The organism is Clostridium ragsdalei P11 (genome assembly GCF_001675165.1).
Taxonomy (GTDB): domain Bacteria; phylum Bacillota; class Clostridia; order Clostridiales; family Clostridiaceae; genus Clostridium_B; species Clostridium_B ragsdalei.
On the sequence record NZ_LROS01000036.1, the window covers coordinates 1 to 19,065 of the forward strand.

General features: G+C 31.6%; 15 protein-coding genes, 2 pseudogenes and 1 riboswitch. All 17 genes and pseudogenes read left to right on the forward strand.

Translation table 11 applies throughout. The features are described 5' to 3' along the window. A partial coding sequence (locus CLRAG_RS14590; protein ID WP_167351578.1) for a sigma 54-interacting transcriptional regulator occupies window positions 1-722 on the forward strand: 722 nt, incomplete at its 5' end. Window positions 723-1,223: 501 nt separating this feature from the next. After that, complete coding sequence (locus tag CLRAG_RS14595) at window positions 1,224-2,069, forward strand: ABC transporter substrate-binding protein (protein ID WP_065079095.1); 846 nt, start codon at window positions 1,224-1,226, stop codon at window positions 2,067-2,069. Window positions 2,070-2,093: 24 nt separating this feature from the next. Then, window positions 2,094-2,753 (forward strand): ABC transporter permease, encoded by a 660-nt coding sequence (locus tag CLRAG_RS14600; protein WP_065079096.1) that lies wholly within the window; start codon window positions 2,094-2,096, stop codon window positions 2,751-2,753. Then, window positions 2,743-3,447 carry an ATP-binding cassette domain-containing protein gene (locus CLRAG_RS14605; protein WP_065079097.1) on the forward strand — a complete coding sequence of 235 codons (705 nt, stop codon included), beginning with the start codon at window positions 2,743-2,745 and terminating at the stop codon, window positions 3,445-3,447. Before CLRAG_RS14600 ends, CLRAG_RS14605 begins: the two co-directional genes overlap by 11 nt. 53 nt (window positions 3,448-3,500) lie before the next feature. After that, window positions 3,501-4,733 (forward strand): molybdopterin molybdotransferase MoeA, encoded by a 1,233-nt coding sequence (locus CLRAG_RS14610; protein WP_065079098.1) that lies wholly within the window; start codon window positions 3,501-3,503, stop codon window positions 4,731-4,733. A gap of 4 nt (window positions 4,734-4,737) precedes the next feature. After that, window positions 4,738-6,642 (forward strand): molybdopterin biosynthesis protein, encoded by a 1,905-nt coding sequence (locus CLRAG_RS14615; RefSeq protein ID WP_065079108.1) that lies wholly within the window; start codon window positions 4,738-4,740, stop codon window positions 6,640-6,642. A 277-nt stretch (window positions 6,643-6,919) separates the two neighbouring features. Continuing rightward, window positions 6,920-7,351, forward strand: a complete 432-nt coding sequence (locus tag CLRAG_RS14620; RefSeq protein WP_065079099.1) for an MOSC domain-containing protein — start codon at window positions 6,920-6,922, stop codon at window positions 7,349-7,351. A gap of 2 nt (window positions 7,352-7,353) precedes the next feature. Continuing rightward, window positions 7,354-8,373, forward strand: a pseudogene (locus CLRAG_RS14625) (sigma-54 interaction domain-containing protein); the annotation flags it as partial. Window positions 8,374-8,511: 138 nt separating this feature from the next. Next, a complete protein-coding gene (locus CLRAG_RS14630; RefSeq protein WP_065079101.1) occupies window positions 8,512-10,335 on the forward strand; it encodes an aldehyde ferredoxin oxidoreductase family protein in 1,824 nt (607 codons plus the stop codon). A gap of 92 nt (window positions 10,336-10,427) precedes the next feature. Beyond that, window positions 10,428-10,652, forward strand: coding sequence for a MoaD/ThiS family protein (locus CLRAG_RS14635; protein ID WP_023161668.1), 225 nt, complete (start codon window positions 10,428-10,430; stop codon window positions 10,650-10,652). Between the two features lie 2 nt (window positions 10,653-10,654). Next, window positions 10,655-11,338 (forward strand): HesA/MoeB/ThiF family protein, encoded by a 684-nt coding sequence (locus tag CLRAG_RS14640; RefSeq protein ID WP_065079102.1) that lies wholly within the window; start codon window positions 10,655-10,657, stop codon window positions 11,336-11,338. 69 nt (window positions 11,339-11,407) lie between these two features. Then, window positions 11,408-11,526, forward strand: a riboswitch (molybdenum cofactor riboswitch). 128 nt (window positions 11,527-11,654) lie between these two features. Further along, complete coding sequence (locus CLRAG_RS14645; RefSeq protein WP_065079103.1) at window positions 11,655-12,437, forward strand: ABC transporter ATP-binding protein; 783 nt, start codon at window positions 11,655-11,657, stop codon at window positions 12,435-12,437. Between the two features lie 58 nt (window positions 12,438-12,495). Next, on the forward strand, window positions 12,496-13,533 hold the full coding sequence (locus tag CLRAG_RS14650) for a FecCD family ABC transporter permease (protein WP_065079104.1): 1,038 nt from the start codon (window positions 12,496-12,498) through the stop codon (window positions 13,531-13,533). Between the two features lie 126 nt (window positions 13,534-13,659). Further along, window positions 13,660-14,748 (forward strand): ABC transporter substrate-binding protein, encoded by a 1,089-nt coding sequence (locus CLRAG_RS14655; protein ID WP_065079105.1) that lies wholly within the window; start codon window positions 13,660-13,662, stop codon window positions 14,746-14,748. A gap of 352 nt (window positions 14,749-15,100) precedes the next feature. Continuing rightward, on the forward strand, window positions 15,101-16,924 hold the full coding sequence (locus tag CLRAG_RS14660; RefSeq protein WP_065079106.1) for an aldehyde ferredoxin oxidoreductase family protein: 1,824 nt from the start codon (window positions 15,101-15,103) through the stop codon (window positions 16,922-16,924). A gap of 182 nt (window positions 16,925-17,106) precedes the next feature. After that, window positions 17,107-18,447 (forward strand): sigma-54 interaction domain-containing protein, encoded by a 1,341-nt coding sequence (locus tag CLRAG_RS14665; RefSeq protein ID WP_065079107.1) that lies wholly within the window; start codon window positions 17,107-17,109, stop codon window positions 18,445-18,447. A 164-nt stretch (window positions 18,448-18,611) separates the two neighbouring features. Then, a pseudogene (locus CLRAG_RS14670) lies at window positions 18,612-19,065 on the forward strand (AAA family ATPase); the annotation flags it as partial.

Consider the following 19,065-nt stretch of genomic DNA (forward strand, 5'->3'; position numbering starts at 1 on the left):
TTATAGAGTCAGAGCTTTTTGGATATGAAGAAGGAGCTTTTACAGGTGCCAAAAAAGGTGGAAACCTTGGAAAATTTGAATTGGCAGATGGTGGAACTATGATGCTGGATGAAATTGGAGAAATGCCACTTGATATGCAGACAAAGCTTCTAAGAGTTGTACAGGAAGGCGTAATAACGAGAATAGGGAGTTCAAAGTCTATACCTGTAGATGTAAGAATTATAGCTGTCACAAACAGAGATTTAAAAAAAGAAGTGGAAGCTGGAAGATTTAGAAAAGACTTATATTACAGATTAAATGTTCTGCCTTTATATTTACCTCCACTTAGAGAAAGAAAAAAGGATATACCTATTCTTATTCAATATTTTGTTAAGAGTATAGCACAAAAATTAAATAAAAAAGAGCCAGCTATATTAAAAGAATACTTGAAGAAAATGATTAACTACAATTGGCCTGGAAACATAAGGGAATTAGAAAACTTGGTTGAGCTAATTGTAAATACAGGATCTATACCTGCAGATTATTTTACAGAAGAGAATTGTGATAATGAGGTACTTGTAGATATTAGTGATGATTGTTTAAAGTTAGATTATGTGGAAAAAGAACATGTAATTAAAGTATTGAAGAAATTTGAAGGAAATATAACCCATTCAGCAGCAGCACTGGGTATAAGAAGAAATACTTTGTACAGCAAAATAAAAAAATATGAAATAGAAATATAAATTTTTTATACAGAGAAGAAAGAGAGATGGGAACTTTTAAGAAAAAATATTTTTTATTTTGTAGTATATAAAAAATATCCTATAGAGTTTTTTATATACTCTATAAGATATTTTTTAAACATTTCTTCCAAAATTTAATCAAGGAATAGTAAATATTTCTTCATATAATATTATGTGAAGAATTACAGTATTTATGTATGAAAATTTAAGAGTGATGCTGTGAAAATGAAATACTTAAAGGTTATACAGATAGATATTAAATTTTATACAATATTTTGTTGTTTTATTCATTTTTAAACAATTGTTGACAATAAAAAAGTTATAATATTGTAATCAAGATATTATACATGAAATAATAGTTATAAAGTTCTGAGTAATAACTTAAAAAATAAGTTAACAGATTTCAAATGAATAGATTTATAAAAGGTTACACATTCTACTAAAAAGAAAGAACTTACTTTTGTTCTTTTTTATGCAAATTTTAAATAGGAGGTCTTTTTTATGAAGAAAAAACTTGCACTATTATTAAGTTTAATCTTTGTTTTTTTAGTGGGATGTACTACTAAACAACAAGAAGCTGCCAAACCAAAGGAAGCTAGAAGTATGGTACTAGCTACTACTACCAGTACACAGGATACGGGACTTTTAGATTATCTAGTTCCATTATTTAAAAAGGACACTGGAATAGATGTAAAGGTAGTAGCAAAAGGAACAGGAGAAGCTTTAAAGCTTGCACAAAATGGTGATGCTGATTGTCTTTTAGTACATGATAAATCAAAAGAAGAAGAATTCATAAAAAATGGTTATGGACTTAAAAGAAATGATGTAATGTATAATGATTTTATTATTGTAGGACCAACTGAAGATCCTGCTAAGATTAAAGAAAAGGCTTATAATAATCCAATTGATGCTTTGAAGATAATTAAGGATAGTAATGTTAAATTTATTTCAAGAGGAGATGAATCAGGTACTCACAGTAAGGAAAAAGGCTTATGGAAGTCTGCAGAAATTACACCTAGTGGAAGTTGGTACGTATCTGCAGGTAAGGGAATGGGTGCAGTATTACAAATGGCAGATGAAATGAAAGCCTATACTTTAACTGATAGGGGAACATATTTATCTATGAAAAACAAGTTAAAGCTTCAAATTGTTACAGAGAAAAGTCCTCAGTTATATAATCAATATGGAGTAATAAAATTAAATCCTGCAAAGAACCCTAAGCTTAAGGAAAAAGAAGCAGATGAATTTTACAATTGGATTTTGTCTGATAAAATTCAAAAAAATATAGGTGAATATGGAAAAGACAAATATGGTCAGGCACTTTTTATTCCAAATGCTAAAAAATAATTTATAATGGGAGACAAATTTAAAATGCTAATACTTATAAAAGACATACTTCCTGTTATAAGTATGTCCCTAATAGTATCCCTATCATCTACAGTTATGGCAGCAGCAGCAGGAATAACTATAGGGGTTTTAGCAGGACTAAAAGATTTCAAATTGAAAAAGGTTATGGTAAGGTTATTAGAGACCCTTATGAGTACTCCGCCAGTGCTCATGGGGCTTTTAGTATATTTATTACTTTCAAGAAAAGGTATTTTAGGCAGTCTGGAGCTTTTATTTACTCCAACAGCTATGATTATAGCACAGACACTATTGGTATTTCCTATAATAATTGGCCTTACAATTAGTTCAACACAAAAGCAAGGTAGGGAGATTAAAAAAAATTGTGAAGTGCTTGGTGCTTCAAGATTTAAAACTTTATTAACCATAATTATCGAAATGAAGGAACAGTTACTTACTATAGCTGCTACTGGCTTTGGAAGAGCTATTTCAGAAGTTGGAGCAGTAATGATGGTAGGAGGAAATATTAAAGATCATACAAGAGTAATGACCACATATATAGCATTAGAAACAGGAAAAGGAAATTTTGAAGGAGCTATCATCATAGGAGTAATACTACTTTCTATTTCTCTAATTATAAATGTCATTTTACACAAATTTCGGGGAAGTGAAATTGATGAATATTGAGGTTTTAAATATTATAAAACAATATGGAAATAGGGTAGTGCTAAATATAGATAAATTTAATTTTAAACAGGCAGGAATATATATAATTTTAGGTTTAAATGGAAGTGGAAAAAGCACATTTCTTGAGTGTATAGCAGGAGTAAATAGGGTTAATTCAGGAAGCATAAAATACGACGATGAAGGTTTTGAAGATGCAAAAGATAAAATTTCAATGTTACTTCAGAAACCATATATTTTCAATACTTCTGTTAAGGAAAATATAATAAAAGGACTTCTATTTAAAGAGAAAAGGTGGGAAGAGCTTTTACAAAAGTATAGTTTCTATATTAAAGATTTTGATATGGAAAAATTAATGGATAAGAATGCAAAAACTTTATCTGGTGGAGAAAAAGCAAAAACAGCTCTTTTAAGAGTAGCTATGCTGGAGACAAAGATAACTTTATTAGATGAACCAACTGCCAGCATGGACTTAGAAAGCACATTAGTTGCTGAAAAATTAATAAAAAGTATGTGTTTAAATGGCAGAATTGTAATAATGATTACCCATGATTTGTATCAGGCAAAGAGAATAGCTGACTATGTTCTGTATATGGATAAAGGTAAAATTATCGAATATGGAGATAAGGTTCAGTTTTTTACAAATCCTTCAAATGAAAAACTTAAAATGTGGTTAAATGCAGATTGCATAAAATAGGATTAAATACTAAAATCATCACTTCGATGGTGAAAGATAGGAGGCAATAAAGTATGGACTTTTATAAGGTGTCATCAGTTGAGGAGGTAAAAGACACAATTAATTCTAATTTTTCTATAAGTTTAGGGAAAGAATTAATAGACTTAAAAGAATGTAATGACAGAATATTATATGAGGATATTGTTTCACCGTTAAATGTTCCAGGTTTTAAAAGATCTATTGTGGATGGATATGCAGTAAAGTGTAAGGAAGTACAGGGAGCTAGTGAAAGTATGCCATCTATGCTTGATTTAAAGGGAGAAGTTATAATGGGCAAGATGCCTTCTAAATCATTGGAATTTCCAGGAGAATGTATGTACATACCAACTGGAGGAATGCTTCCTGAGGGTGCAGATAGTGTGGTAATGATTGAGTATACTGATAAAATGGATGATACTACTATACTTGTGAATAAGCCAGTTGCATTTGGTGAAAATGTGCTTAATGAAGATGAAGATGTGGAATTAGGGGAAACTGTGCTTAAAGCAGGAACAGTACTTAAACCCTATAGTATAAGCATGCTGTCCAGTTTGGGAATTATTAAGGTACCAGTAATTTGCAGACCAAAGGTGGGGATAATTTCTACTGGGGATGAAATTATATCACCAGAAGAATATCCAAAGCCTGGTCAAATCAGAGACATAAATTCATATCTTTTGTATTCTTCTGTCATTGAAGATGGTGGAGAAGCAATATTCTATGGAGTCATAAGAGATGATTATGAAAAATTATTTGAAACTGCAAAAAAAGCTAATGAAGAATGTGATGTAGTTCTCATATCTGGTGGAAGTTCAGTAGGAAAGAAGGATCAAACTGCGAAAATTATTGATGAACTTGGTAAGCCAGGTATACTTCTTCACGGAATATCAATAAAACCAGGTAAACCAACTATACTAGGAAAAGTTAAAAATAAACCTATATTTGGGTTGCCAGGACATCCTCTTTCCTGTGCAGTAGTTTATAGAATAATAGTTAGATATTTTTTACAGAGAATGATGAAATTTGAAGAAGTTGAATATCCTATTCCTTGTAAGTTTAGTACTAACTATCATAAAGCCAAAGGAAGGGAAGAATATCTTCCAGTTACAATTAAAAATATAGAAGGAGAATATATAGCTGTACCTGTTTTAACCAAGTCTGCTGCAATTAGTGGATTTACCAAGGCCTGGGGTTATGTAAAGATAGATAAAAATGTAGAGGGAATTTTTAAAGATCAACAGGTATATGTTTATAAATTTCAGAGGTGATATTATGGCACAGAAAGTATATTTATCAAATTATGAATTTAAAGAAGCATTAAATAAATATTTAAGTGAAATAAGTTCTGTATTTCTTAATAAAGAAGTAATAAACACAGAAGAAGGTTTAGGCAGAGTTATTGCACAGGCGGTTTATTCAAAAATTTCTTCCCCTTTTTATAATTGTTCTGCCATGGATGGTATTGCCCTTCATAGTTCTAAAACTATAGGAGCATCCGAAAAGCATCCTATTGTGCTAGAGGAAGGGAAGGATTATATAGTAGTAGATACAGGAGATCCAGTTCCAAAGGAATATGACTGTGTGATAATGGTAGAGGATATAGTTAACATAGCTGAAAATAGAATTCAAATATATAAAAGTGCAGCTCCCTGGCAGAATATACGTCCATTAGGTGAAGATATAGTGGAAAAGCAACTTATTGTTCCATCAGGTCATACTGTAAGACCTGTAGACATAGGAGCAATGCTGGCAGGAGGAGTGAATACAATTGAAGTTTACAAAAAACCTTTAGTAGGCATTATACCAACAGGTACTGAGATAGTGGAACCAGGCAGTGACCTTAAAGTTGGAGATATAATTGATTTTAATTCAAGGACTTTTAGTGCACAAGTAATTGAATATGGAGGAACACCAAAAAGGTATGGTATAGTAAAAGATAATTATGAAATTTTAAAGGAAACTTTAAAAAAAGCTGTTTCAGAGTGTGATATAGTTATAATCAATGCTGGTTCTTCTGCAGGAAGAGAAGATTTTACCAGTGATTTAATTGCTGATTTAGGAAAAGTTTATGTACATGGTATTGCTATAAAACCAGGAAAACCTACTATTATGGGACGAATTAATAATAAACCTGTTCTTGGTATACCTGGATATCCTGTTTCTGCTTATATCATAATGGAAAAAGTCCTTAAGAAAATAGTAGAAAATTATCAAGGATTGAAGACAAAAGAACCTCAAAAGGTAGATGCAATTTTATCCAGAAGAATTATGTCATCCTTAAAACATTTAGAATTTGTGAGAATGAAGCTTGGATATGTGGGAAATAAGATTATTGCAACACCACTATCAAGAGGAGCAGGTGCCACTATGTCACTTGTTAGAGCCGATGGAACATTAGAGGTTCCTCAAAATGTAGAAGGTATTGAAGCAGGAACAAAAGTTGAAATAAGTCTCATGAGGGATATGGAGGAAATTAAAAACACTATTGTGTGTATAGGCAGCCATGATCCTATTTTGGATGTATTGTCAGATATGCTTCATTTAAGCAGTAAACATTACTATTTATCTTCAGCTCATACAGGAAGTATGGGTGGAATAATGGCACTTAAAAATGAAGAAACACATATTGCTCCGATTCATTTATTGGATATGGAAACTGGAGAATATAATATTTCTTATATCAATAAGTATTTAAAAAATAAAGATATAGCATTGATAAAAGTAGTAAAAAGAATTCAAGGACTTATGGTTCAAAAGGGTAATCCTTTGTCACTTAAAAGTATTTCAGATATATCAGAAAAAAATGTGCGTTTTGTAAATAGACAAAGAGGAGCAGGTACAAGATTACTTTTAGATTACTATTTAAAAAAGCTTCATATTTCACCTGACCAAATTAATGGTTATGAAAGAGAAGAGTTTACACACCTTTCAGTGGCAGCTGCAGTAGCTAATGGAGATGTTGATTGTGGTCTTGGAGTATATTCCGCAGCAGATATGATGGGCCTTGATTTCATTCCAGTTTGCAATGAGGAATACGATTTTGCAGTGCCTGTACAGTATTTGGAGCTTGATATAATTAAAGAGCTGCTTAAGGTTATGAAAAGCAGTGAATTTTTAAAGAAGCTTGATGAACTTGGAGGCTATGATTACTCGGATATATGTAATATAATATACTAAACTTTCGCAGTTTAAAAATATTGCGAAGCAATATTTTTTAAAGAACAAAGAACAAAGTACAAATATCAAATAATTAATGATAATTTTCTTTCTAACGTCAGAAAATATTAATATTATAGATTTCCTGAGGCACGAAGGAAATCATCCTTATCTGTTATTTGTTCTTTAAACTTTGTACTTTTCAAATGCTTTGCTTAGTATATTAAGTTAAAGTTTTGTATGTGCGAAAGTTGAGTAATATATTTAAAAGATAAGTTGTATGAAGGGAGATACTTGGATGCCTAGCATTTTATCGATAAATATAGGTGAGAAGAAAGGAGTTGTTAAGAAGAATATTGAAAAGGGATATTTTGAAATAAATCATGGTATTGTAGGAGATATTCATGCAGGAAAATTAGATAGACAGGTGAGTTTACTGGGACAGGAAAGCATTGATAAGATAAAAAAATCAGGAATAGATGGCTTTTGTACAGTTAAATTTACTGAAAATCTTACTACCTTTGGTTTAGATTTATATAAGTTGTCTGTTGGTACAAAAGTGAAAATAGGTGAAGCTGTTTTAGAAATTACTGAAGTTGGAAAACAGTGTCATAAAGGATGTGAAAGAAGAAAATTAGCAGATGACTGTGTTATGACTAGAGAATGCGTATTTGCTAAAGTGCTAAGTTCTGGATGGATTAAAAGAGGAGATAAAATTGAAATAATATGAAAAGTGATAATGAAAAAGTATATAGAAAATCAGTAAAAAAGATATCTCAAAGTTGTGCTATATATACTTTTGATAAAATAATAGGAAAAAGTAAAAGTTTTGTAAGCGTAATAGAGTATGCAAAAAAAATATCTGATAGTACATCTACTGTATTGATAACTGGTGAGAGTGGTACAGGTAAAGAGATCTTTGCACAAGCTATACATAATTTAAGTAGTAGAAGAGATAAAATCTTTATTGCAGTAAATTGTGGCGCTATACCATCAAATCTTATCGAGTCAGAGTTGCTTGGCTATGAAGAAGGGGCTTTTACAGGAGCTAAAAAGGGTGGCAATGCTGGTAAATTTGAATTAGCTCATGGTGGAACTATTTTTTTAGATGAAATAGGTGAAATGTCCTTAGAGACACAAGTAAGACTTTTAAGGGTTATAGAAGAAGGCGTTGTAAGCAGAGTTGGAGGTTCTAAACAGATTCCTGTAGATGTCAGGATTATAGCAGCTACAAATAAAGACTTACAAGAGGAAGTAAAAAAGGGAAGATTTAGAAAGGATTTATTTTATAGACTTAATGTACTTCCTCTATGGCTTCCACCTTTAAGAGATAGAAAAGAAGATATCCCTATTTTGATAGATTACTATATGACTAAAGTAAGTAAGAAGCTAAACAAGAATAAGTTTAAAATTGATAGTACTGTAATGAATAAATTTTTGGAATATGATTGGCCTGGGAATATAAGGGAATTAGAAAATGTTGTTGAACTTATAGTAAATACAGAAAAGATTCCAGATTATATACTTAAACTACATAAAACTTCTGTAGTTGGAAACAATAAAGTTGCTGAAGGTTCTATGAATTTTGAAAGTATGAAGCTTGAAGATGTAGAAAAAAATCATATTATAAAGGTTCTTAAAAGCTTCAGTGGAAATATAAGTTTAGCGGCTAAGGCAATGGGAATTGGAAGAAATACCTTATATAGAAAGATGGAAAAGTATCACATAGAATGTTCCGAAACAGAACAATGATCTGGAATGGAACAAAATTGCACCAGAATGGAACAGTTTGCTTGGTGTAATACCCTCAAAACACAATATTTTATTATTGGCATGGTTTATGCTACATATAATAATTGTTTGAATAATCAATTTTTTAGGAGGGTTTTTATGTACGGATATAATGGTAAGGTATTAAGAATTAATCTAAGTAGTAAAACTTATATAGTGGAAGAATTGAAAATTGACAAAGCTAAAAAATTTATAGGTGCAAGAGGTTTAGGCGTAAAAACCTTATTTGACGAAGTAGATCCAAAGGTAGATCCATTATCACCTGATAACAAATTTATTATAGCAGCGGGACCACTTACAGGTGCGCCTGTTCCAACAAGCGGAAGATTCATGGTAGTTACTAAATCACCTTTAACAGGAACTATTGCTATTGCAAATTCAGGTGGAAAATGGGGAGCAGAATTCAAAGCAGCTGGATACGATATGATAATCGTTGAAGGTAAATCTGATAAAGAAGTTTATGTAAATATAGTAGATGATAAAGTAGAATTTAGGGATGCTTCTCATGTTTGGGGAAAACTAACAGAAGAAACTACAAAAATGCTTCAACAGGAAACAGATTCGAGAGCTAAGGTTTTATGCATAGGACCAGCTGGGGAAAAATTATCACTTATGGCAGCAGTTATGAATGATGTTGATAGAACAGCAGGACGTGGTGGTGTTGGAGCTGTTATGGGCTCAAAGAACTTAAAAGCTATTGTAGTTAAAGGAAGCGGAAAAGTAAAATTATTTGATGAGCAAAAAGTGAAAGAAGTAGCACTTGAGAAAACAAATATTTTAAGAAAAGATCCAGTAGCTGGTGGAGGACTTCCAACATACGGAACAGCTGTACTTGTTAATATTATAAATGAAAATGGCGTACATCCAGTAAAAAATTTCCAAAAATCTTATACAGATCAGGCAGATAAGATCAGTGGAGAAACTTTAACTAAAGATTGCTTAGTTAGAAAAAATCCTTGCTATAGGTGTCCAATTGCCTGTGGAAGATGGGTAAAACTTGATGATGGAACTGAATGTGGAGGACCAGAATATGAAACATTATGGTCATTTGGATCTGATTGTGATGTATACGATATAAATGCTGTAAATACAGCAAATATGTTGTGTAATGAATATGGATTAGATACCATTACAGCAGGATGTACTATTGCAGCAGCTATGGAACTTTATCAAAGAGGTTATATTAAGGATGAAGAAATAGCAGCAGATGGATTGTCACTTAATTGGGGAGATGCTAAGTCCATGGTTGAATGGGTAAAGAAAATGGGACTTAGAGAAGGATTTGGAGACAAGATGGCAGATGGTTCATACAGACTTTGTGACTCATACGGTGTACCTGAGTATTCAATGACTGTAAAAAAACAAGAAATCCCAGCATATGACCCAAGAGGAATACAGGGACATGGTATAACTTATGCTGTTAACAATAGGGGAGGGTGTCATATTAAGGGATATATGGTAAGCCCTGAAATACTTGGTTATCCAGAAAAACTTGATAGACTTGCAGTGGAAGGAAAAGCAGGATATGCTAGAGTATTCCATGATTTAACAGCTGTTATAGATTCACTTGGATTATGTATTTTTACAACATTTGGTCTTGGTGCACAGGATTATGTTGATTTGTATAATGCAGTAGTTGGTGGAGAATTACATGATGTAGACTCTTTAATGTTAGCTGGAGATAGAATATGGACTTTAGAAAAAATATTTAACTTAAAGGCAGGCATAGATAGTTCACAGGATACTCTTCCAAAGAGATTGCTTGAGGAACCAGTTCCAGAAGGACCATCAAAAGGAGAGATTCATAGATTAGATGTACTTCTTCCTGAATATTATTCAGTACGTGGATGGGATAAAAATGGTATACCTACAGAGGAAACGTTAAAGAAATTAGGATTAGATGAATATGTAGGTAAGTTTTAATTAAATTAATTAGAGATTAGACTTCATGTATTAAAAAAGACATCTTGTCTCTGTATATGAAGTCTATTTTCTTAGCCTAAGGAGGTGGAAACTTGAAAATAGAAGTTAGATTATTTGCTTATTTTAGAAAAGATAGAGATAAAAAATTGTTTTTAGAATTTGACGAGCCCGTAACACCTGCGGATATATTTAAAAAGATAAATATTAAGGAAGAAGAAGTAGCTATTTTACTTATAAATGGTAGGGATGGTAAAGCAAATACAGAACTTAATGACAATGATGTATTGTCATTGTTCCCACCAGTAGGAGGCGGTTAAATTTGGAACGTTATGTTAGAAATATGAAAACCCTGTCAAAAGAAGAAAATGATAGCTTAAAGAAATTTAAAGTTTGTGTTGTAGGCTGTGGAGGAATTGGTGGTTATGTCATTGAAATGCTTGGAAGAATAGGAATAGGAAATATTACTGCAGTAGATGGAGATGTATTTGAGGAATCTAATTTGAATAGGCAAATACTTTCAAGTACAGACACTATAGGTTTTAGCAAAGCACAGGAAGCAAAGGCTAGAATGGAAAAAGTAAATCCACTAATAGAGGTAAAAGCATTAGAAAAAATGCTTACGGAAGATAATGCTTGCAGTATTTTAAGTAATCACGATGTAGTAGTAGATGCTCTTGACAGCATACCAGCAAGATTATTACTTCAACGCAGCTGCAAAAAACTTAATATACCAATGGTTTATGGAGCCATAGCAGGATGGTATGCTCAAATTACTACTATACTTCCAGGGGATGATACCTTAAATAAGATTTATAATGTAGATAAGCAAACATCTAAAGGAATTGAAAAGGAAATGGGTAATCCATCGTTTATACCAGCTTTAGCAGCTTCAATTGAAGTAAGTGAAGTAATAAAGCTTCTTTTAGGTAGAGGAGAACTTTTAAGAAAAAAGATGGCCTTTATAGATCTTCTCTCAACTGAGTATGATATAATTCCCCTGTGATAAACAGGATTCTTGCTGATTTAGCACTTAGAAGGCGTTATCTTTTAGAAAAAATATATAAGTAAGTATAATATTACAGGACTTCAAGTTTTTGATCCTAACGCTAAGCCTATGGAGATAAAACCAATGAGTATGTCATGAAAATGATGTGCTTTCCGTGTTTGAGAAGAAGGCCATTGCAAATATCGAGAGAATAGGTATGTGCTTTTGGCATGTGCCTATTTTTTATATATCTGTATTGGCAAAAACTTGACAAAATTAATGACACCTAGGCAAAGGAAGGATGTTCGGTTATTGCAGGAAGGAGAGAACTGATATGAAATTAGAGGTTAAAAACGCTATTTGTGGTTATGGTACAAGCATTATAGTAAAAAATATATCTATGAATGTAAGCTCGGGAGAAATATTATGTTTGTTAGGACCTAATGGTGTAGGAAAAACAACTTTCTTTAAGACTATATTAGGATTCTTAAAGTTAAAGGGTGGGGAAATACTTTTGGATGGAGAGAATATACATAATTGGTCTAGAAAGAAATTAGCTAAAACTATTGGTTATGTACCTCAGGCACATACACCCCCTTTTCCATTTAAAGTTTTTGATGTGGTATTGATGGGGAGAACTGCTCACCTTTCAATGTTTTCTTCTCCTACAAAAGAAGATATGGACATTGCAGAAGAGGCCATAAATACTTTGAAAATATCCTATCTAAAGGACAAGGTATATACGGAAATAAGCGGTGGTGAAAGGCAAATGGTTTTAATTGCTAGGGCTCTTGCTCAGCAGCCCAAAATGTTAATAATGGATGAACCAACTTCTAATTTGGATTTTGGAAATCAGATTAGAGTACTAGAACAGATAAATAAGCTTTCTGAAAGAGGATTAGCAGTTGTTATGACTTCACATTTTCCCAATCATGCTTTTCTATGTTCCACAAAAGTGGCACTTATGGAAAAAAGCAATGTATTTACAGTAGGCAGCGTGAATGAGGTTGTAACAGAGGATATGCTTAAAAAAGCATATGGTATTAATGTAAAAATTATAACTACAGTTGATTCAAATGGACAGCAAATCAAAGCCTGCATACCTATGATTAACTAAAATATTTTACATTAAAGAGACATTTTCTATAAACAAAATAGGAGTAGGAGGCTGTTTCATGCAAACGTTAAGAGGAGAAAGTGTAAAAAAAAGCAATATAATATCTATAAAAATTATACTTATTATCCTGGCCCTTTTTACATTTTTGATTTCATTTACTATGGGAAGGTATTCAGTATCATTTAAAGATCTTTTTTATATATTTTATGCAAAAATATTTGGGTTACCTCAAATCTGGTCTGAAAATGTTGATACTGTATTATTTAAAATAAGATTACCAAGGATTATAGCTGCGTTATTAATTGGTTCTTCACTTTCAGTAGCTGGGACTACATATCAATGCCTATTTAAAAATCCTATGGTTTCTCCTGATATATTAGGTGCTTCAGCAGGTGCCGGTTTTGGTGCTGCAATGGGACTTTTATTATCTTTTAATATGGCAGGAGTACAATTTCTTGCTTTTGCCTTTGGCATGGGTGCAGTTCTTATTACTTATGCTGTTAGTAAGGTTATTGGACGTAGTAATAATACAACTTTAATATTGGTACTTACGGGTATAGTGGTATCATCCCTTTTTCAATCCCTTATTTCTTTAACAAAATATGTAGCTGATCCAGACAGTAAACTTCCAGCAATAACGTTCTGGCTTATGGGTGGTCTTTCTACCATAACCTTTAAAGAAATTCATATTCTTTTAATTACATTTATTATAGGAGTTGTTCCAATTTTATTATTGAGATGGAAGTTAAATGTTATTTCTTTTGGTGAAGAAGAAGCAAAATCACTAGGAATAAATACAGATAGAATGAGAATTATTTTAATATTTTGTTCTACTTTATTAACTGCTGCCTCTGTTTCTATGGCTGGAATAATTGGATGGGTAGGCTTGGTTATTCCTCATGTGACTAGGATGATTGTAGGTCCTAATTATAAAGATCTTTTACCAGGTTCTATATTAATTGGAGGCGCTTATCTTCTTTTAATTGATAACATCTCTCGTACCATATTTTCTATGGAAATACCACTAGGTATTTTAACGTCATTAATAGGCGCACCATTCTTTATAACTATTTTATTAAAAGGAAGGAGGCAGTAATATGAAGCTAAAAATTAGTGAACTTCTAATAAATTGGTATATTTAATAAAAATATTTTAAGTAATCTGGTAAAACAAAACTAATACCTAATTTATTATAATTTTTATTATGAAAGGATGTATAAAAATGAAAAAAATAACAACAATTATTCTATGTATTTTCTTAATGATGTTTTTTACTGCTTGCAATTCAAGTCAATCGACTCAATCATCAAACAAATCTTCTTCGACACAAGAAACTAGCTCAAAAACAAAAACTATTACAGATACTTCTGGTGCAAAAGTTCAAGTTCCTACAAAAATAAACAAGGTTGCTGATTCTTGGAAGGCACATAATGAAGTTTTATCAGTATTAGGCGATGGTGATAAAATTGTGGAAACAGTGCTTAGTGAAAAATCTATGCCTTGGTTATATAAAGTTAATCCAGCTATGAAAAAAGCAGTTACTACTTTTGGTGCAAATTTTAATACAGAGGATTTAATGAAAAATAAACCTGACATAGTATTTGTATCTTCTGGTGATGCAAATGCTAATAAAATTTCTAGTTTAGGAATTCCAGTAGTTCAATTAAATTTTACTACTTTTGACACAATGAAAAAATGTGTATCTTTAACTGGTGAAATTTTAGGTGGAGATGCTGCAAAGCGTGCAGATAAATATAACAAATATTTAGATGATAAGGTTAAAATGGTTAAAGATGTTACCTCAAAAATACCAGATAGTGAAAGACCTAAAGTTCTTCATGTAGAGTCGCTGTCTCCAATTGGTGTAGATGGAAGCAAAACTATTATTAATGAATGGATTGAAGCAGCTGGAGGAGTAAACGCTGCAAAGGATGTTACTGGAAATATGAAGGAAGTATCCTTAGAACAAGTAATTCAGTGGAATCCTGATATTATTATATTTGGGGCTAATGGTGCTAGTGGTAAAGTTAACTCTATAGATAAATTAATTAATGATCCAAATTGGCAGAAGATATCAGCAGTTAAAAATGGAAAAGTATATCAAAATCCTACTGGTGCATTTTTATGGGATCGTTACAGTTGTGAAGAAGCGCTTCAAGTTCAATGGGCTGCTAAAACAATTCATCCAGATAAATTTAAAGATTTAGACATAGCTGCTGAAACAAAAAATTTCTATAAAACATTTTTAAACTATAATCTTACTAATGAAGAGGTAGATAAAATATTGAAAGCACAATCTCCTGGAAAATAGTAATGAATAAGCAAGTAAGCTCTAAAGTATATGCTAATTGTGATCCATATTGGAACGTTTTAAAAAAACAGAAATAGTATTGTACGTTATTTGACCACTTTTTTAAAAATAAAATGATAATATTGTATTTTTTTTGAGCATTTTGGCAATATGGAGAACTGTATTGCTTATTATTTAAGCATTTTATTATAAAATAAAAAAACGTTATTAAATTATTTACTATGAATTCACTTGATAATCAACACATTGCATGTAATGTTGATTATTGAGTGTTTTTTTGTAACCATATTTGGCACAATTTATGCTCTATAACATTTCTGAAATAAATATATGTATATGAGGAGGAATTTCAATGTATGGTTATAATGGTAAAGTATTAAGAATTAATTTAAAAGAAAGAACTTGCAAATCAGAAAATTTAGATTTAGATAAAGCTAAAAAGTTTATAGGCTGTAGGGGACTAGGTGTTAAAACTTTATTTGATGAAATAGATCCTAAAATAGATGCATTATCACCAGAAAATAAATTTATAATTGTAACAGGTCCGTTAACTGGAGCTCCAGTTCCAACTAGTGGAAGGTTTATGGTAGTTACTAAAGCACCGCTTACAGGAACTATAGGAATTTCAAATTCGGGTGGAAAATGGGGAGTAGACTTGAAAAAAGCTGGCTGGGATATGATAATAGTAGAGGATAAGGCTGATTCACCAGTTTACATTGAAATAGTAGATGATAAAGTAGAAATTAAAGATGCGTCACAGCTTTGGGGAAAAGTTACATCAGAAACTACAAAAGAGTTAGAAAAGATAACTGAGAATAGATCAAAGGTATTATGTATAGGACCTGCTGGTGAAAGATTGTCCCTTATGGCAGCAGTTATGAATGATGTAGATAGAACTGCAGCAAGAGGCGGCGTTGGTGCAGTTATGGGATCTAAAAACTTAAAAGCTATTACAGTTAAAGGAACTGGAAAAATAGCTTTAGCTGATAAAGAAAAAGTAAAAAAAGTGTCCGTAGAAAAAATTACAACATTAAAAAATGATCCAGTAGCTGGTCAGGGAATGCCAACTTATGGTACAGCTATACTGGTTAATATAATAAATGAAAATGGAGTTCATCCTGTAAATAATTTTCAAGAATCTTATACGGATCAAGCAGATAAAATAAGTGGAGAGACTCTTACTGCTAACCAACTAGTAAGGAAAAATCCTTGTTACAGCTGTCCTATAGGTTGTGGAAGATGGGTTAGACTAAAAGATGGTACAGAGTGCGGAGGACCGGAGTATGAAACACTGTGGTGTTTTGGCTCTGACTGTGGTTCATATGATTTAGATGCTATAAATGAAGCTAATATGTTATGTAATGAATATGGTATTGATACTATTACCTGTGGTGCAACAATTGCTGCAGCTATGGAACTTTATCAAAGAGGATATGTAAAAGATGAAGAAATAGCCGGAGATAACCTATCTCTCAAGTGGGGAGATACGGAGTCTATGATTGGCTGGATAAAGAAAATGGTATATAGTGAAGGCTTTGGAGCAAAGATGACAAATGGTTCATATAGGCTTTGTGAAGGTTATGGAGTACCTGAGTATTCTATGACAGTTAAAAAACAAGAAATTCCAGCATATGATCCAAGGGGAATACAGGGACATGGTATTACCTATGCAGTTAATAATAGAGGAGGATGTCATATTAAGGGATATATGATTAATCCTGAAATATTAGGTTATCCGGAAAAACTTGATAGATTTGCATTAGATGGTAAAGCAGCCTATGCCAAAATGATGCATGATTTAACTGCTGTAATTGATTCTTTAGGATTGTGCATATTCACTACATTTGGGCTTGGAATACAGGATTATGTAGATATGTATAATGCAGTAGTAGGAGAATCTACTTGTGATTCAGATTCACTATTAGAGGCAGGAGATAGAGTATGGACTCTTGAAAAATTATTTAATCTTGCAGCTGGAATAGACAGCAGCCAGGATACTCTACCAAAGAGATTGTTAGAAGAACCTATTCCAGATGGTCCATCAAAGGGACACGTTCATAGGCTAGATGTTCTTCTGCCAGAATATTACTCAGTACGAGGATGGAGTAAAGAGGGTATACCTACAGAAGAAACATTAAAGAAATTAGGATTAGATGAATATATAGGTAAGTTCTAGTTTGATTTGGTAAACTAGAAAGTAGACTTCATGTGTTAAAGAAGATAGCTTCTCTCTATATATGAAGTCTGTTTTTAATAGAAAGATGTGAATTTGAGAATAGAAGTTACATTAGTTGCTTATATATTTGCAAAAGTGTTAAGTTATGCTTAGATAAGTTCGGGAGATGAAATTCGGTTGTTATGATAAACTTCAATAGTAATAAGCAAAGCTTTGAAGCATTTATTGAATCTATACCTGAAGGCATTATGATTTGTAACATTTATGGAGAAATTAAATTTGTAAATAGTGCCTTACTACAAATTACAGGATATAGTCAAGAGTGTATAATGGACATGAATATTCAAGATATGGTATGTAACTGGAACAATATAACAAGTAATATACATAATATAAGCATTCAACAGAATATAGAAACTAGCGTAAAGTCTGTTAAGAATATACTTAAATTAAATTTAAATATATATCCATTATACACAAAAAAAATGGATGACAGGATAATCATAGTTGTTTTTAAAGAAATAAAAAAGAAAAGAAAATTAGAAGAAAGGCGATTAGAAGGAAAGGCCATATATACTTTTGATAAAATAATAGGGAAAAATAAGAATTTCTTAAACATAATAGAGTATTCAAAAAAGATATCTAATAGTAAGTCTACTATATTAATAACAGGAGAAAGTGGTACAGGAAAGGAAATTTTTGCTCAGGCTATACACAATTATAGTGACAGAAAAGAAAATGTTTTTATGGCTGTTAACTGTGGTGCAATTCCGGAAAAACTTATAGAGTCTGAACTTTTTGGGTATGAGGAAGGTGCTTTTACAGGGGCTAAAAAAGGAGGAAATTTAGGAAAGTTTGAAATAGCAAATGGTGGAACTGTATTTTTAGATGAAATAGGGGAAATGCCTGTTGAGATGCAGGTAAAGTTATTAAGAGTTATAGAAGAGGGGTTAATTGTAAGAGTCGGAGGGTACAGTCAAATACCCGTAAATGTTAGGATAATTGCAGCTACAAATAAAAATTTAAAAGAAGAAGTTGAAAATAGAAATTTCAGAAGAGATTTATTTTATAGATTAAATGTTCTTCCTATCCCACTTCCCCCTTTAAGGGATAGAAAAGATGATATTTGTTTATTAGTTGATTACTATATGAATAGAATAAGTAAGAAGTTAAATAAAAGAAAAATAAAAATTACTAGTGATCAAATGGATAAGTTAGTACAATATGAATGGCCTGGGAATATAAGAGAACTAGAAAATGTTATTGAATTTTTTATAAATATTGAGCATATAGATGAAAATATTATTCAATCAGAAGGCTTATTTAAAGAAGATAATGTGAAAAATAGTCGTATATATTATGATGGAGATTTTATGTTTAATATGAACCTTGAAAATTTAGAAAAAACACATATAGAAAATGTAATAAGAAAGTTTAAAGGAAATTTTACTTTAGCTGCTAAGGCTATGGGTATAGGAAGGAACACTCTTTATAGAAAAATCAAGAAATATAATATTTACTGATATATATAGAAGTACCATTCCAAATAGATATTATCATATTTGCATAAACTCTTAAAGATATAGCAATAAGTATTATAGCAGGTAGCCATCAGATAAAAGTTAAAAGGCAATCTTTCAATGGAAGAAATAAATTTAAAACTGTTGTTGTGATTGGAGGAATTATAATGAATGTAGCTATTTGCAAATCTGGCAACGTAGTTATATCCAAGCCAAATATAAAACTTTCACATAGAAGATGTAAAAAGTTTAATATTGATTCACATCAGATATTTAGTAAAAAAATAATAGACGATATTGAATTGCAGAAAAGATTTGCAGCTAACAGAAATTTAATATTGACTGCAGCACCTTATATGGAGCAGCTAATTAATTTTGTAAAAGGATTTAATTTTTTTGTATTACTTACAGATGGAGAAGGATGTATATTAAATGCATTAGGTGATGAAAAAATACTCTCAGAAGCCTTTTCTTTAAAAATGATACCGGGAGCCTTTATGAATGAAGAAAATATTGGAACAAATGCTATGAGTGTAGTTATAAAAAGTAAAATGCCAGTTCAAATTTCTGGAGATGATCATTTTATTAATGCATATCATAAGTGGACATGTTCTGCGGCGC